At 71.4% G+C, this 16,016-nt stretch carries 11 protein-coding genes; 6 read left to right on the top strand and 5 right to left on the bottom strand.

Annotated features, from left to right (window positions below; all coding sequences use genetic code 11):
- Positions 1-3 precede the first annotated feature (3 nt).
- The 3 genes from ABT095_RS18100 to ABT095_RS18090 form a co-directional block, all read right to left on the bottom strand.
- Positions 4-1,878, bottom strand: a complete 1,875-nt coding sequence (locus ABT095_RS18100; protein WP_350530413.1) for a DNA/RNA helicase domain-containing protein — start codon at positions 1,876-1,878, stop codon at positions 4-6.
- Positions 1,879-1,965: 87 nt separating this feature from the next.
- A complete protein-coding gene (locus ABT095_RS18095) occupies positions 1,966-2,127 on the bottom strand; it encodes a hypothetical protein (RefSeq protein ID WP_350530412.1) in 162 nt (53 codons plus the stop codon).
- A gap of 695 nt (positions 2,128-2,822) precedes the next feature.
- Positions 2,823-3,584: a hypothetical protein gene (locus ABT095_RS18090; protein WP_350530411.1), complete on the bottom strand. Its 762-nt coding sequence runs from the start codon at positions 3,582-3,584 to the stop codon at positions 2,823-2,825.
- Positions 3,585-4,676: 1,092 nt separating this feature from the next.
- Between ABT095_RS18090 and ABT095_RS18085 the strand changes: the two genes are divergently transcribed.
- Together ABT095_RS18085 and ABT095_RS18080 are read left to right on the top strand one after the other, a co-directional pair.
- On the top strand, positions 4,677-6,143 hold the full coding sequence (locus ABT095_RS18085) for a GuaB1 family IMP dehydrogenase-related protein (RefSeq protein ID WP_350530410.1): 1,467 nt from the start codon (positions 4,677-4,679) through the stop codon (positions 6,141-6,143).
- Between the two features lie 97 nt (positions 6,144-6,240).
- Positions 6,241-7,590, top strand: coding sequence for an SMI1/KNR4 family protein (locus tag ABT095_RS18080; RefSeq protein WP_350530409.1), 1,350 nt, complete (start codon positions 6,241-6,243; stop codon positions 7,588-7,590).
- 1 nt (position 7,591) lies between these two features.
- On the opposite strand, the gene ABT095_RS18075 is transcribed toward ABT095_RS18080, so the two are convergent.
- Positions 7,592-8,269 (bottom strand): DUF5995 family protein, encoded by a 678-nt coding sequence (locus ABT095_RS18075; protein WP_350530408.1) that lies wholly within the window; start codon positions 8,267-8,269, stop codon positions 7,592-7,594.
- A 68-nt stretch (positions 8,270-8,337) separates the two neighbouring features.
- The gene (locus ABT095_RS18070; RefSeq protein ID WP_350530407.1) at positions 8,338-8,850 is read right to left on the bottom strand and encodes a hypothetical protein; all 513 of its coding nucleotides are present in this window, start codon (positions 8,848-8,850) and stop codon (positions 8,338-8,340) included.
- 104 nt (positions 8,851-8,954) lie between these two features.
- Here ABT095_RS18070 and ABT095_RS18065 point away from each other — a divergent pair, with 104 nt between their 5' ends.
- The 4 genes from ABT095_RS18065 to ABT095_RS18050 all read left to right on the top strand — a co-directional run bounded on the left by ABT095_RS18065 (position 8,955) and on the right by ABT095_RS18050 (position 15,775).
- Entirely contained in the window at positions 8,955-10,430 is a 1,476-nt protein-coding gene (locus ABT095_RS18065) for an ArnT family glycosyltransferase (protein ID WP_350530406.1), read from the top strand.
- 152 nt (positions 10,431-10,582) lie between these two features.
- Positions 10,583-12,421 (top strand): asparagine synthase (glutamine-hydrolyzing), encoded by a 1,839-nt coding sequence (gene asnB, locus ABT095_RS18060; RefSeq protein ID WP_350530405.1) that lies wholly within the window; start codon positions 10,583-10,585, stop codon positions 12,419-12,421.
- On the top strand, positions 12,421-13,911 hold the full coding sequence (locus tag ABT095_RS18055) for an AMP-binding protein (protein WP_350530404.1): 1,491 nt from the start codon (positions 12,421-12,423) through the stop codon (positions 13,909-13,911). The genes asnB and ABT095_RS18055 overlap by 1 nt, the downstream gene beginning before the upstream one ends.
- Complete coding sequence (locus ABT095_RS18050) at positions 13,877-15,775, top strand: condensation domain-containing protein (RefSeq protein WP_350530403.1); 1,899 nt, start codon at positions 13,877-13,879, stop codon at positions 15,773-15,775. Before ABT095_RS18055 ends, ABT095_RS18050 begins: the two co-directional genes overlap by 35 nt.
- Positions 15,776-16,016 lie beyond the last annotated feature (241 nt).

The raw sequence follows: 16,016 nt of genomic DNA, 5'->3' as shown, positions 1-16,016 counted from the left end.
TGCTCAGTGAGGGCCCGAGCCTGGCGATACCAGCTCGTGGAGCTTGGCGCGAGTTTCGGCGTCCGTCGAGTAGATGACCGTGCCGACCATCCCGCGGGTCAGCAGAACCTTGTAGGTGTTGCGGACGAAGCGGTCGACGTCGGCGTCACTGACAGACTTGCTGAGGGCCGGATCCTTGGATTCGGTACGGTCGCACACCCAGCGGTCGGACCGCCAGACGAGGTCGGGGCCGATGATCACTCCACACCAGTCGTACTCGAATCCCTGGGCGGTGTAGACGACCCCGACCTGGCCGAACCCGGCCGGATCGGTGGCCCAGAGAGCAGCCGGAGGCGCTCCGCCGACTGCGCGGTCACCGAAGACGTTCCACGGTCGGGCCCAGTCCCCGATCTGCACATCCAGCGGAAGCGGATCTGCCGACGAGGTCTTCTTCGTCCAGTTCCAGCAGTATCCGGCTGTGATGCGGGCGCTGTAACCCTCCGCGAGGCGAGCTGCAAGGAAATCCTCGAGCTCCTGAGGGCTGTCGGCCACCGTCAGTGTCATCCTGCCGTCAGACGTCCATTCCAGCGGGTCGCCTGGCGCAAGCCCCAGCAGTCGGACGACCCACTGAAGATAGGCATCACTGCCACCGGCACGGAAGTGCTTGTCCAGCTCGACCTCACGGAGACTCACGCCCATTTCCTGCGCAGCCTTCCTGATCCCTGCTGCTGTGCCGATCTCCCCAGGGCGTACGACTTGGTCCTCGTCCAGCAGGAAGACCGGGACGCGGGCCGCATCGATGAGTTCCTGGACCTGTGAGCGGCCTGTTCGCTGCGCCTGCGAGGTGTAGCGGTTGGCCGAGGTGGCCCGGATGCGGTGCGCTTCGTCGCAGATCAGGACGTCGAGGGACTCGTGCTCGGCAGTCAGGAAGGAGTTGAAGTACTTGAACAGGTCGCGTACCTCGCGCTTGCGGGCACCGGCCACCTTCCGCAAGGTGTGGGTGAAGGCATGCGATCCGGTCGCATGCATCACCGCATAGCCCCCACGGTAGAGTTCACCGAGCAAGGAAAGGCCGATGACGGTCTTTCCCGTGCCGGGGCCGCCGGTGACCAGCACCCCTTCCTTCCGGTCTGACCGGCCTGCCCGCCGGACCGCGTCGAGCACCAGCTCGAACGCCACCTTCTGCTCGTCCAGCAGGACGAACTGCTCGTGCTCGCGCACCTCGGCAGCCGCGGCCGACATGACCTGTGGCACCGGTCCGACCTTGGCGGAGAGAAGGCGGTCGGCGGACTCTGCGCCACCCCTCGGGGCAACTCGTGATTGCAGGAAGCCGATGAATTCTGCCCGGTGATCACCGGTGAAGAGCGCGACCTGGACGCCCGTGTCGGCGTTGTGGACGTCCTGCACCATGAGGTCCGTCGCACTGGGCAGGAATGCCACACCGGAGACCCGCTCAGGATGGCCCGTGAGCGTTTCGTTGTACGAAATCAGGTACTCGCAGTACCCACTCACCTGCTCGATCGGGTTGAGAACAGGATGTGCGAGGCCGGCGACCCGGTACAAGGAGGGGTGCTCGTGTTCGGGCTCGGCCCGTGACCAGAGCTTGACCTCGACGAGGACGTAGGACGGGGCCCCGGTTACGGGATGAATGCCCGCCAGGACGAGGTCGGCAGACTTGCTGGTGAATGGGAGCGTGTATCCGACGAGTACCTCGACCTCGTCGAGACCCGCCTCCAGGAGGACACCGAGAACCGCTGGAAGACCACGCTCCCACACCTGCAGGTCGCCGGGACTTGGCAGTCGCCCGCCTACCTGAAGGGCTTGTTGCTCGACCGCAGAGACCAGGTCCCCGGAGAGGGCCCGTACAGCGAGGACGGACGCTGGGCCGCGGTAGAACACTGTGCACTCCTCCATCGACCGGCACCGGTTCTCCGGTCCAGTTGGCTATGTGACTGTAACAAGACGGGCAATCGTGAGCAGGCACGCTCACTTGGGCAGCGCCCTGAGGATCTCTGGCCTGTCCTTGGGGTCGGAGTCGGCGAGGGCCTCACGGGCGATTTGGCGTGTCATCCGAGCCCGGACGATGACGCGGACGATCGCGGCGAGGGCGAGGAGCCCAGGAGTGATGGCGGAGAATGCGGACAGCACGGGAGTCCTTTGGAGGAGGCCACGTTCGGAGGCACGCCGAACGCAGGCAAGGCCTTATGCCGGATAAGAAGGTGCCGGGCGTGCGGATCGAGCCCGCGCCTCAGCTCGCTGGTCAGACGCCCCGAAGGTTGCGAGCGGAAGACACCTGTGGCCGTGTCACACAGGTGAGGTGAGAATTCGGCGTGGCGCTCGCGGACAAGGCCGTGGCGCTCGCGGGCATGCGCGAGGGCAGCATAAGGCAACTCCATTAGCGGATGGGGGGCGTATCCAAACCTCGGAAGCCCGTCGGGACCGTACTAGTGGACTAGTGGCGGTCACGATAGCACGTCCGGAGGCGTGGGAGGGCGGAAACTTCCCAATCCCGTTGTCAAGCCTGGTCCCGTGCCTCGGGAAATCACCTGGCGAGGCGCGGGGAGGCTGTGGCAAGGTCGGACCGTCCCGACAACAGGTGCCGCCGGAGCGCCCGAGGTCCTCGCAGGCCGAACCAGCGGGAGTAAGAGGCGGTTCACGGGGTGGCCGCACGCGTGACACGCGATCGGTGTCCTGAGCAGGCCCCGCTGGATTCCGGCCCACGACTGACCGAGCCCACCGCCTGAATCAAGCCGTTGCCGCCGCGAGGCGGCGCAGGTTGGAAGGGCGCCTTGTCCCGGACGCACCAACGACCGGGACCTCATCCCGTATGTTCTGGGGCGAGTTCAAGGTGCCAGTCGACCCCGAACGCCTTGGTACACAGGAGTTACTCCGAGCCGGGCGAAAAAGCCGTCTGCGAAATCCAGCGCTGCAGTCAATGCCCAAGTGGTGCAGCCGTGTCCAAGGCATTTATCCGGAAAGAATGGGTTGCCCTGGCCGGTGAAAGGGTTCAGGGAGAATTTTCGGTCTGCCAAGCCCTTCGTCAGCCCTGACGCTTGGATGGATTGGCCTGAGTCATCCCCTCCTGGGCGCCATCGCGGCTTGTAGTGCACGAGAACGTTTCGTAGCTGCACAAGCAGCTGCGCATCTTGGTATGGCTGTGCGCCCCTGTCGAACGGCTGCTTGCCGAGCAGGTGGAGTACGAGCTGAAATTTGTCGAGGAAGTCGTTCCGGTCCAACATCCCTGTCAAGTCGGTGAGAGATCGCCGCTCACCCGCTGAGAGGGCTCCGCGGCCCCCTCCGACCTCCAGGTTCTCGTGAGGTGCGGAGGCGAAGAGCTCGTTGAGCGACGCCTCCAGGAAGGCAACCGAGGCGAGGACCGAGGCCACGACGTAGGAGCGGTGTTCCGTCTGCTCCGCCTCAGCCCAGGTGAGTCCCCGGCGCTTCTCGTCGTCAGTGGGGGTGGCCCGGTTTGCCTCCATTTCCCCGCATTTCCGAGAGAACATCGCAGCTGCGAGTACTTGGTCCTGGGAATACCAGTGCCAAGTCATCAGTTGTGCACTGGCCTGCAGTTTCACTTCATCGTGTGTCTTCTTGTGCTTGAACACTCAGCTCTCGCTATCCGTGCTGGATCGCCCCGCATGGCCAACGTATGGTCATCGGCCAGGAGTCGAGATCGTCTATCGTCCGAATAGGTGATAGGGGCCGTCGATTCGGACTGACTCAGCGTTGGAGTCGTCGAAGTCTTACTCATTGAGAGGGGTCGTCGATTTCAGCGAGTTTGGTCGCCGCGAGCGTACTTCTTCCAGGTTCCACGGGCTTGTCAGCCGACGACCCCGGTGTGGACGGTGTGGTAGCCGAGCATTTCAGCGACGACGGATGGTGGCGCCTGAAGGGCCAACTGCTGCAGAGTCGCGGTTCGGCCGTCGAGAGTGGGGATGCCCGCGATGGAGAGCTGCCTTCCGAGGCTCGCAGGGTCCATCAGCTGCCGGGCTCGGCGGTCGGGAGAGAGCCGGGCTGGACCTCTGGGCAGCGGCGGAGCTGGGCGCAGTCCACATCAGCCTCATCCAGGGTGCCAAAGTGGTCGGCGCGTTGGAGATAGCGCCCGAGGAACGCTCCAGCGCATGGGAGATCTTGGTGGGCTTCCTGTCCTGCTAGGTGTGTGCACGCAGGGGGCCCAGGAGCATTCGGTCGGCTGGCCGGGCGCGATCTTGGATTCGCCGCTGGGGCTTCGTCGGTGTGCAGGGCGCCGCCGCCCTCGCCTTCTGGCGACTCCGGGGTTCGGTGGTTTGGTGCCGTTCTCCGTCTGGTTGGTGTCCGACGGTATGTGTCAGAGGCGAGTTGCCCGTGGTGGTCAGCCGGCGGGTGGGGCCGTTGCAGCCGGGCACGGTGCCCCTAGCCCTGCGCCTCGACCGTGATGAGCACTTTGCGTGAGGCGGAGGCTGTCCCGGGTCGGCAGTCGACCTCCTTGCAAGCTGCGCCGAAAGATGCCTCAGGCATTGTTCTTGTATGTTCCTACAAGCCATCCTGTGTACGGATTGGTGATCTCTGTGTGGATCTTCAAGGATTGCGTGTGAACTCGCTTTCGGCCTGGGTATCGGCAAGCATTGACGGTTGGGTGCGGGGCGCCCGAGTGCGCTCGGTCGGCCGGACCTAACTGCACCCGAGGTCTACCCTCCCGAAGTCAGAGAGCCTTCTTCATGCGTTTCTTGAATCCTCAGACCGGCACTATTGACGACCGTTATTCGGGACCGTACGACCTGACGTACGACGACGTCTTCATGGTCCCCAGCCGTTCCGCCGTGGGCTCCCGGCAGGGCGTGGACCTGTCGTCGAACGACGGCACCGGCACCACCATCCCGCTGGTCGTCGCCAACATGACCGCGATCGCCGGCCGCCGGATGGCGGAGACCGTCGCGCGGCGCGGCGGCCTGGTGGCCATCCCGCAGGACATCCCCACCGAGGTCATCTCCGAGGTGATCGGCTGGGTCAAGCAGCGTCACCTGGTGCACGACACCGCGCTCACCCTGACCCCCGGCGACACCGTCGCCGACGCGCTGTCGCTGCTGCCCAAGCGCGCGCACAACGCGCTGGTGGTCGTGGACGCGGCCGGCAGGCCGGTCGGCGTGGTCACCGACTCCGACTGCCAGGGCGTGGACCGCTTCACCAGCCTGGCCGACGTGATGTCGCGCGACCTGCTGCTCCTCGAGGAGGGCATCGACCCGCGCGTCGCGTTCGACAAGCTGAACGAGGCGCACCGCAAGCTCGCCCCCGTGGTGGACGCCGACGGCAAGCTGGTCGGCATCCTGACCCGCAAGAACGCGCTGCGCGCCACCCTCTACACCCCCGCGGTGGACGCCAACGGCAGGCTCCGGATCGCCGCCACCGTCGGCATCAACGGCGACGTGGCCGGCAAGGCCCGGACCCTGATCGAGGCGGGTGCGGACGTGCTCGTGGTCGACACCGCGCACGGCCACCAGGAGTCGATGATCAGCGCGCTGCGCGCCGTCCGCTCGCTGGACCCGCAGATCCCGATCGTGGCGGGCAACGTGGTCTCCGCCGCCGGTGTGCGCGACCTGGTCGAGGCGGGCGCGGACATCCTCAAGGTCGGTGTCGGCCCCGGCGCCATGTGCACCACCCGGATGATGACCGGCGTCGGCCGTCCCCAGTTCTCCGCCGTCCTGGAGTGCGCCGCCGAGGCGCGCCGGCTCGGCAAGCACGTCTGGGCCGACGGCGGTGTCCGCCACCCGCGTGACGTGGCGATGGCGCTGGCCGCCGGTGCCTCCAACGTGATGATCGGCTCCTGGTTCGCCGGGACGTACGAGTCGCCCGGCGACCTGCAGTCCACCGCCGACGGCCGCCAGTACAAGGAGAGCTTCGGGATGGCCTCCAAGCGGGCCGTCAGCAACCGCACCTCGGCCGAGTCGGCGTACGACCGCGCCCGCAAGGCGCTGTTCGAGGAGGGCATCTCGCACTCCCGGATGTTCCTCGACCCGGCCCGCCCGGGCGTCGAGGACCTGATCGACTCGATCGTCGCGGGCGTCCGCAGCTCCTGCACCTACGCGGGCGCGGAGAACCTCGAGGACTTCCACGAGAAGGCCATCGTCGGCCTGCAGAGCGCCGCCGGCTACGCCGAGGGCAAGCCCCTGCACTCCAGCTGGGCGTAAGCGGCCCGGAGCACCCGCGCGTGGCGCGGCTGTCGGTGACGGTCGGTAGGGTCCTGCGGGCCGTCACCACGACTGCCGTACCCACCGGAGGACACCCGTGCCCGCGCTCCACGACTTCGCCACCTGGGAACCGCTGCTGGCGCTCCTGCGGACCGAGCACGCCGACCGTCTCGCGGTCGGCACCGGCCACGTGACGGGACGCGTCAGTACGACGGGGTGGAGCCTGCCGCTGAGCCACCAGGGGCCGGCCGCCGAGGCGGCGCCGGTGCAGCGCGCTCTGGCGGAGGCGGGCGTCGGCGAGGTGCTGTTCGCGGCGGACTTCGCGCCGGACGGGCGGACGGAGCTGCACGTCTTCGTCACCGGCCCTGCCGTGGAGCCCCGTTACGGCGGTGTGAGCCCGGCCCCGGGCACGCTCCTGCTGGCCGAGGGCGCCGTCGCCGCGCCGTGGCGCCGACTGCCGGAGCCGGTGCCCGCAGCCGCGCCGGCGCCGTCCGCGGACCCGGCTCTGCTGGAGCGGACGCTCCGGGAGCGGCTGCCCGGGGCCGTGGCGGCGACCGAGGAGGAGTTCGCGGCAGCGGAGCAGCGGCTCGGCGTCCCGCTGCCCGAGGAGCTCAAGGCGCTCTACCGGGCGGTCGGGGCGGAGCCCGGCGCGCTGGACGGCTGGCCTCCGCCCGCGGCGCTCGCGATCGGCTGCGAGGCGTTCCCCCTGGAGCTCCTGTTCCTCGCCGAGGCGGCCCCGCGCGCCGCGCCGTGGGAGGAGGCCGCGACCACGGTGGCCGTCGCCGCTCCCGACGCCGCCGTCCAGACGCTGGCCGGATCGCCGGGCTGGATCGTCTTCGGCACCAACGGCGGCGACTGCTTCGCCGTCGACCTGACGCCCGGCCCGCGCGGCCACCTCGGGCAGGTCGTCCTCATCAACCACGGCGAGTACATCGGTGCGGAGCTGTGGGGCGAGTCCCTGACACAACTGGTCCTGAACGGCTTCGAGCAGGCGGTGCCGGCCGGTCGGGCCGCCGTCGGCGAGGGGCAGCGGCTGCCGCACACAGCGTGGATCGGTGACGGGCGCGACCTGGCCGAGCTCGGGCCGGCCGCCCACCCCGACCTGGAGGTCGTGGAGATCTTCAGCCACAGCGGGCCGCCCCTCGGTCTCGCCCCCATCGCCGGACTGCCGAAGGTGCGCACCCTGGTCGCGTACCCCGGCACACTCGCCTCCCCGCTGGAGGTCGCCGGCCTGACCGGCCTGGAGTACCTGGGGCTCGGTGCGCAGGAGTGGCGCGTACTGCTCGACGCCGGGGCCGTCCCCGCGGGGCTGTCCGCCGCCGGCATCGAGGTGCGCGGCGACGAGCACCCGCTGGCGGTCGTGGAGGTCGCGAACGAACTCCTCGCCCTCCGGGGGCGCCAGCCGATCGCCCGCACCAGCGTGAAGGGGCGGCTCCCGGCGGCCTGAGTCAGGCGAGCGGAGCGAGCAGCGCCCGGCTGACCATGCCGACCGAGCCGTCGAGGGCGGTGGTCAGGGCCTCGGCGGCGAAGGGGACGTGGCGCAGCTCCCAGAGGCTGACGACGGTGGCCCAGGCGGCGTCGCGGGCGCGGTCGACGGACCAGACGCCGATCACGTGCATCAGGGGGTCGGCGAGCTGCAACGGGCCCGGCTCGGGGAGGAGTTCGCGGCGGACCTGGCCCTCGACCTGGGCCAGCAGGTCGTTGATCCGGTGGTAGTCGGCCTCGACCTGGGCGGGGGTGCGGCCCGCCGTGCGGCAGTGCGCCAGGACGGCGAGCGGCAGGTCGTACTCGATGTGGGCGTTCATCCCGGCCAGGGCGTACTGGATCGGTGCGATGCCCGGCCGGGTGCGCAGCTCGAAGAGCGGGCGCCAACAGGCGCTCGGCGTACCGCCGTCGGCGCTCGCGGAGACGGCGGCCAGGTACCGGGCGGCGAACACGGCGTCCAGGCCGGCCATGCCGGGGGCGTCCTCGAAGTAGGCGGCCGCGAGGTGGTCGCGGACCAGCTCGGTGACGGTGAGGTACATGTCGTTGAAGACCCGGACGCCGTCCGCCTCGGGCAGCGCGGCGTCCAGCGCGGTGAGCTGGGCTATCACCTGATCGACCGTCAGGGACTGGGCGGTGTCCATCCGGGCCTCCCTCGGGGTTGGCGGCCAGCCTCCCACGGCGGGGCGGGCGGGGGAACGGGCGGGGCGGGTCAGTCCAGCCCGAGCAGGCGGCGGACGCCGAGCCGCAGCCGCTGGAGCGAGCTGCCCGGCCAGAGCGGACGGGGGTCGTAGTGGGCGTCCCAGACGAGCTGGCGCAGGTGGCGGAAGCTTCCACCCTGGCCGTTGTCCGAGTCCGTCAGGGCCTCCTCCCAGACGCGCAGATAGAGCGGGAGCTCGAGCTGGGCCCGGATGGCACCGCGCCACTCCAGCCACCTGGCCCGGGAGACCCAGCCCTCCTCGCGGAGCTCCGCCTGATCCTCGCAGAGCCGGAGGTAGAGGCGGACCAGACGGTCATCCGCCTCCCCGACGTCCAAGCCGCGCAGGACGGACTCGGGCATCTGGTCCAGCAGCTGCCAGTAGCGCCTGACGTAGATGTCCGACACCTCGCGCTGGCGGTTGCGTCTGGCCTGAGGGAAGGCCAGCAGGGCGCCGAACAGCACCGTGCCGGCCGTGACGCAGGCGGCGACCGCCTCTGCTACGGCCCAGCCGCTGTCGTGGTCCATGCACCCCACCTTCGGGGACCAGGAGCCCCGCTGCACGGCAGAATGCTTCTCCCGGGGTGGTGCGGATGACAGGCCCGGGGCCGATCGGGGGACGGGGGAGCGGAATGGACGGCGGGGGTGTGCCGCGGCTGCGGCCGTTCGCGGGGAGAGCCGTGGCGGGGGTGGCCGCCGGGGTGGCCGGGCTGCTGCTGGTGCTGTCGGGGCGGTACGGCTTCCATCGGGACGAGCTGTACTTCCTGATGGCGGGGCGGCACCCGGCCTGGGGGTACGTCGACCAGCCGCCGCTGACGCCCCTGCTGGCGCGGGCCTCGACGGCGGTGTTCGGGGAGAGCCCGACCGGCCTGCGGGTGGTGCCCGCACTGCTGGCGGCCGGGAGCGTGCTGCTGACGGCCCTGCTGGCGAGGGAGTTCGGGGCGGCCCGGCGCGGGCAGCTGCTGGCCGCCTGGGCGGCGGCCGGCTCGGCCTTCGTGCTGGCCGTCGGGCACCTGCTGCTGACCAGCTCGGTGGACGTGACGGCCTGGCTGGCCGTCTGCCTGCTGACGGCCCGGCTGCTGCGGACGGGTGACGGCCGCTGGTGGCCCGCCGTCGGGGCGGTGACCGGCCTGGCGCTGCTGAACAAGGACCTGGTGCTGCTGCTGGTGGCCTCGCTGCTGCTCGCCCTGCTGGCGGGCGGCCCGCGCGGGGTGCTGCGGGGCTGGTGGCCGCTGGCCGGGGCGGCGGTGGGGCTGGCGGTCGCGCTGCCCGACCTGTGGTGGGAGGCCGCGCACGGCTGGCCCGAGCTGACGGTGGCGGCGGGGATCAGCGCCAAGGACGGCCTGGGCAACCGGCTGATGTTCGTGCCGATGCAACTGCTGTACCTCTCCCCGGCGTTGGTACCGGTCTGGCTGCGCGGCCACCGGAGCCTGACCCGCAGCCCCGAGCTGCGGTGGGCGCGGGCCCTCGGCTACGCGTACCCGCTGCTGTGCGTGGCGGTGCTGGTGAGCGGCGGCAAGCCGTACTACGCGCTGCCGCTGCTCCTCGTGCTCACGGCGGCGGGCTGCGCGACCGCCGCCGCCGGTACCGGGCGGGTGCTGACCGGCGGGCTGCTGGCGGCGGCGCTGGTGAACGTGGTGATCACGCTGCCGGTGCTGCCGCCGAAGCTGCTGCCGGCCGTCACCTGGATCTACCCCGAGCAGGGCGAGCAGGTCGGCTGGCCGCAGCTGGCCATGGCCGCGGCCGACGGCTGGCGGCAGATCCCGGCCGAACTGCGGCCCCGGGCCGTGCTGTTCGCCGCCAACTACGGCGAGGCCGGGGCGCTGGCCCACTACGGTCCGGCGCTCGGCCTGCCCGCGCCGTACTCGGGCCACATGAGCCTGGCCGACTGGGGGCCGCCGCCGGCCACGGCGGACGGGCCGGTGCTGATCGTGCACCCGGACGGGCTCGGCGCGGTGGAGCGGGAGTTCACCGGCTGCCGACAGGTCGGCCGGGTGGACAACGGCCAGGGGTTGGCGAACCAGGAGCAGCACGCGGCCGTGGTGCTCTGCGCCGGGCCGGTGGCGCCCTGGGCGCGGCTCTGGCCCCGGCTGCGGCACTACTACTGATCCCGAAAGGCGAACTGGCCAGCAATGATGGCAGGTTGATGAAACCCCGCCGCCCTCCGGGAGCCTTGACGCTCCTCGGGGGTAATTGTTGAATCGATCATCCGGCAACCGGAGTTGTGGCAAATCTTCGTAGCGGCGGGGAGATCCGATTCATGTGCGGCATAGTTGGCCTGGTCTCGTTCGTTGACGATCTCTCCGGGCGGCAGGATCTCGTCACCGCGATGCGTGACGCCCTCCCGCTTCGCGGGCCCGACGCGGTGAGCGAGTGGGTCTCCCCGTGCGCCGTGTTCGTGCCGCGCCGGCTGGCGGTGGTCGACCTGGAGGGCGGGCACCAGCCCGCGATCGCCACCGATGCCGAGGGCCGCGAGAGCGTGGTGCTCAGCTACACCGGCGAGGTGTTCAACTTCACCGAGCTGCGGGACGAACTGCGGCGCCGGGGCCATGAGTTCCGCGACCGTAGCGACACCGAGGTGGTGCTGCGCGCCTACCAGGAGTGGGGCCCGGCCTGCGCCGAGCGGCTGCGCGGCATGTTCGCCTTCGCGGTCTGGGACGTGCGGCGCGAGGAACTCGTGCTGGTCCGCGACCGGTTCGGCATCTACCCGCTGTTCTACGCCGAGACGCCGCGGGGCTTCGCCTTCGGCTCCGAGCCCAAGGCGCTGTTCACCACCGGCCTGGTCGGCCCGGTGGTCGACCGCGAGGGCCTGCTCGAGGCCTTCTCCTTCACCCCGACACCCGGGTACTCGGTCTTCAAGCACACCCGCGAGGTGATCCCCGGCGAGGTGGTGCGCTACGGGCGAAACGGCGTGAGCCGGGCCCGCTACTGGCAGTTCGCCCCCGCCGCGCACACCGACGACCTGGCCGCCACCGAGCGCCGGGTGCGCGAGCTGCTCGAGGACATCGTCCGGCGGCAGGTCGAGGCGGACGTGCCGATCTCCTCGATGCTCTCCGGCGGCCTCGACTCCTCCGCCGTCTGCGCGCTGGTCAACCGCCAGCTCGGCGGCCAGGCGCCACTGCGGACCTTCTCGATGGAGTTCGCCTACCACCTGGAGAACTTCCGCCCCGACGAGGTGCACGACTCGGCGGACGCGCCGTACGTGCACCAGATGGTGGCCCATCTCGGCAGCGAGCACCGGGAGTTGCTGATCCACCGGGACGACCTGGCCGACCCGCGGGCCCAGGCCGAGGTGGTGCGGGCGATGGACCGCCCGGCGGCCGGACTGGACATGTACGTGTCCCTGCACCGGCTGTCGCAGGAAGTCCGGAAGTTCTCCACCGTCACGCTGACCGGCGACGGCTCCGACGAACTCTTCGGCGGGTACGTCTGGTTCCACGACCCGTTCTACGTGGACTCCAAGACCTTCCCCTGGCTCGGCGCCTCGCACCGGATGGAGTTCCTCTCCGGCCTGCTCGACCGCAAGCTGTACGCCGAGCTCGACTTCCCCGGGTACGTCCGCGAGCGCTACCGGGAGGCGCTCGCCGAGGTGCCGCTCAGCGGTGACGAGAGCCCGCGGGAGCGGCGGATGCGCGAGATCACCTACCTGAACATGACCCGCTACCTGCGGGTGGTGCTCGACCGCAAGGACCGGCTCGGGATGGCCGCCTCGGTCGAAGGCCGGGTGCCGTTCTGCGACCACGAGCTCGCCGAGTACGTCTACAACGTGCCGTGGGAGATGAAGGTCGCCGACGGGCGGGAGAAGAGCCTGCTGCGGGCCGCCGTGCGCGACCTGCTGCCGGCCGCCGTCCTCGAGCGCAAGAAGTCCCCGTACCCGACCGTGCAGGACCCGGCCTACCGGATCGCGCTGCGCGAGCAGCTGCGCGCCATCCGGGCCGACCGCAGCGCCCCGGTCAACGAGCTGCTCGACGCCGACCGGGTCGACTCCGCGCTGTACGAAGCCTCCTTCGGCCTGCGGGCCGGGGTGACCAGGATGAGTGTGGAGGCCGCCGTCCAGCTGCACCACTGGCTCTCCTCCGGCGTCACCGTGGAGCTCTGATGACCCTGGTCGAGGGCTTGCTGGCCGCCTGTGCGGCGCACCCAGGGCGGGCCGCCGTGGTGGCGGGCGGCCGGGAGCACAGCTTCGCCGAACTCGACCGGCTCTCCGGGGAGATCGCGGCCGGGCTGGCCGCACGCGGGGTCCGGCCGGGCGAGGTGGTGGGGCTGCTGGCCCCGCGCGGCTGGTGGCGGTGCGCCGCCCTGCTCGGCGTCTGGCGGGCCGGCGCGGCCGTCAACTCGCTCGACCCGTCGGTGCCGCAGGCGCGCACGGCCCACCTGGTGAAGGTCTCGGGCACGGTTCTGGTGCTGCGCGACCCGGGCACGGCGGAGGCCGGGCTCGGGGTCGCCGAGCTCCCGGTCGACGAACTTCCCGTCTGCGGAGCAATGTTGGCCGAGAGCGGGCCGCTGGCGTACGTGATCGGCACCTCGGGCTCGACCGGTGCGCCCAAGTGCGTCGCGGTGCCCTCGGTGGTGCTCGCGGACATCGCGGACTGGCACCGGGCGGGCTGGGTGTTGCCCGAGGTGCCGAGGACCTGCCACGCGGCCTCGGTCGGATTCGACGTCGGCTACCAGGAGTTGGTGGCCGCCTGGGCCAGTGGCGCTGCCCTGGTGGTCGCGGACGACGAGCAGCGGCGCGATCCGTTCCTGCTCGGCCGGCTGCTCGCCGAGCAGGCGGTGGTGCGGGCCTTCCTGCCGGTCACCGGTCTGCACGCGCTGGCCATCGCCTGCGGCGCCACCGGCAGGCAGCTGCCGGCGCTGCGGGAGGTGGTGGTGGCCGGGGAGCGGCTGGTGGTCAACCGTGAGGTGCGGGCGTTCTTCGCGGGCCTTGACGCCGAGTTGGTCAACCACTACGGGCCGAGCGAGACGCACGTGGTGACCGAGCACCGGCTCTCCGGGGATCCGGCCGACTGGCCCGTGCTCCCCGCGCTCGGCGGCCCCGCCGTGAGCGCGGAGCTGTACCGGGTGGCGGAGGGCAGACTGCGGGCCTTCGAGGAGGGCGAGGAGGCCGAACTGGTGGTCGGCGGGCGTTGCCTGGCCGTCGGCTACCTCGGTGACGACCGGCTCACCGCCGAGAAGTTCCGCGAACTGGCGGATGCAGACAGCCAATTGCGGCGGGTCTACTTCACCGGTGACGTAGTGCGGTGCGAGGACGGTCTGCTGCACTTCGTCGGCCGGGCCGACGATCAGCTGAAGGTGCGCGGTTACCGGGTGGAGCCCGGGGAGATCGAGGCCGTGCTCAGTCAACTGCCGGGCGTGCGCCGGGCCGCCGTGGTCGGCCGCACCCGGGCGGGTTCCACCACCCTGCACGCCTACGTGGTGCTCGACCCGGCGGCCGAGCCCACCGCCGAGGCCCTGCGGGCCGCCTGCGCGGCGGAACTGCCCGACTACATGGTCCCCACCCGCTTCCTGCGGGTGGCCGAACTGCCGCTCACCACCAGCGGGAAGGTCAAACGACGTGAACTCGACGGCACCGGCGAGGCCCTCGCCTGACCAGCCCGTAGTTGTCCCGCTGTCGCCCGCGCAGGAGTCGATGTGGCTGGAGCAGCTGCTCCACCCCGAGAGCATCAACGGCGGCATCTTCTCGGTGCTGGTGCGCGGCGCGGCGACGGCCGGGCAGCTGCGGGCGGCCTGCCTGGCGGTGTGTGCGGACCATCCGCAGCTGCGTGGGCTGGTGGTGCCCGGGGAGGGCGCGACGCCGGCGCGGATCGCCGTGCACCCGGCGGAGCAGGTGCTCAGCTTCGAGCAGGTGACGGTCGCGGCCCCGCCCGGGGAGGAGCTGAGCTGCGCCCGCCGGTGGCACCGCGAGCACCGGCTGCGGCCGTGGCGGCTGACCGAACGGCCGCCGATCGCCTTCTACCTGCTCGAACACGACGAGCTGCGGCGGACCTTGGTGGTGGCGGTGCACCACATCGCCTTCGACGGGCGGTCGAAGTTCCTCTTCGCCCGGCAGTTCCTGAGCGCGCTCGGCGAGCTGCGCTCGCCGGAGGGGTTGCGGCCACGGGCGGCGGTGGACATCCCGGAACATCCGTCGATCGACGCCGAGCTGGCCGAGGTGGTCGGGCACTGGCTGGCCGCCGACCTGCCCAACCTGCCGGGGCTGGTGCTGCCGCGCCGCGAGAGCGCGCTCCCGGCCGGCGGCCGGACGGTCGAGCCGACCCCGCGCTTCGACCTGCCCGCCGAGACCTGCGCCCGGCTGGCCGCGCTGGCCAAGGCCGCCGGGGTCAGCTTCTTCACCGGGCTGGTGGCCGGGGCGGCGGCGCGGCTGCACGAGTACGGGAACACCCGCTTCGTCCTCGGCATCCCGGCGGACACCAGCGAGCCGGGCACCAGGGAGCTGATCGGGCTGCAGGTCAACGTGGTGCCCTGCCTGGTCGACGTCCCCGCCGGGGCGAGCTTCACCGACCTGCTGGCCGTGAGCGGGCGGGCGCTGGCGCTGGTGCAGCGCCACCGGCGGGTGCCGTTCGCCTGGGTGCTGCGGCAGCTGCGGCAGCGGCACGGGGTGGACGTCACCCAGGGCGCCTTCGACGGAGTCGGGGTCTCCTACCCGACGGTGGTCCGTGACCTCGGCGAGGTGCCGGGGCTCGAGGCCGAGTGGGACTTCTTCGCGCCGAACTCCACCCAGTCCTTCGACCTGACCCTGCAGCTGCGGCGGGAGGGGGAGGGCGCGTACGGGCGGCTCGACCACTCCACCCTGGTGCTCGACGGCGCCGCCGCCGGGCGGTTCGCCGCCGGGTACGCCCGGCTGCTCGCGGCGGCGACGGCGGAGCCCGGCCGGCCGCTGGCGGAGCTCTTCGAGCCCGGGGCGGAGGCGGCGGCGCCGCCCGGTGAGCCGGCGGGGCGGCCGGTGGTGCGGTTCCAGCCGGCCCGGGCGGAGCAGCTGGACCTTGAGGACGAAGCCCTGGGGTGGCTGGGCCGCTGCGAGTGGCCGGCCGGCGGGGCGGTCCTGACCGGTGGGCCGGCCGGGCGCCGCTACCGGGTGGTGACCCCGGCGGGGCGGGCCCTGCCGCAGGGCGTGCCCGGGCTGCTCGCCTTCGCCGACGACCCCCGGCCCAGCGGGTACCGGGCCTGGATCGACGGCCAGGGCCGGATCCGGCTGCTCGGCCCGGCCGACCGGGTCCGCGACTGGGTCGGCCGCCGCCTCGACCTCACCGAGGCCGAGGCCGCGGTGGCCGCCCTGCCCGGCGTCCACGCGGCAGCGGTCGAGCTCACCGGCGAGGCCGGCGCCCTGCGGGCGGTCGTGACACTGACCCTCGCCGACCCGGCTGCCGCAGACCCCCGCACCTGGCGCCGCGCCGTACGGCGGGTGTGGCCGCCCGGCTGGCCGCAGGTGTCCGAGGTGCGCCTGAACGGGTGATCACGGCCCGGAAGGAGCAGTATTCGCTGTGGTGTGGGTCACGTGGCGGAATTTCATCTGACAGACCGTCAAAACAGCTGACGGATCGTCATGTCCAGTACGGGCAGCCCTGATTGTTCACTGACGGATCGTCAGATTCGATCGCCGAAAGGCCAGTTGGGCCGGAAAGGCCCCCAGGCGCCCGCTCCGGCCCCGGGCTAGCATCGGTCGGGTTGTCCGGAGCGAGGAGCAGATGGGCGCC

Source organism: Kitasatospora sp. NPDC002227 (genome assembly GCF_040296285.1).
In the GTDB taxonomy this organism is placed as follows: Bacteria; Actinomycetota; Actinomycetes; order Streptomycetales; family Streptomycetaceae; genus Kitasatospora.
Note: the sequence above shows the minus strand (reverse complement) of the source record. Positions and strands in the feature narration are given on the sequence as shown.

Excerpts from the sequence above, each read along its gene's own strand:
- ABT095_RS18085 (WP_350530410.1), top strand. The coding sequence starts at position 4,677 with ATGCGTTTCTTGAATCCTCAGACCGGCACTATTGACGACCGTTATTCG.
- ABT095_RS18075 (WP_350530408.1), bottom strand. The coding sequence starts at position 8,269 with ATGGACACCGCCCAGTCCCTGACGGTCGATCAGGTGATAGCCCAGCTC.
- ABT095_RS18070 (WP_350530407.1), bottom strand. The coding sequence starts at position 8,850 with ATGGACCACGACAGCGGCTGGGCCGTAGCAGAGGCGGTCGCCGCCTGC.
- ABT095_RS18065 (WP_350530406.1), top strand. The coding sequence starts at position 8,955 with ATGGACGGCGGGGGTGTGCCGCGGCTGCGGCCGTTCGCGGGGAGAGCC.
- asnB (WP_350530405.1), top strand. The coding sequence starts at position 10,583 with ATGTGCGGCATAGTTGGCCTGGTCTCGTTCGTTGACGATCTCTCCGGG.
- ABT095_RS18055 (WP_350530404.1), top strand. The coding sequence starts at position 12,421 with ATGACCCTGGTCGAGGGCTTGCTGGCCGCCTGTGCGGCGCACCCAGGG.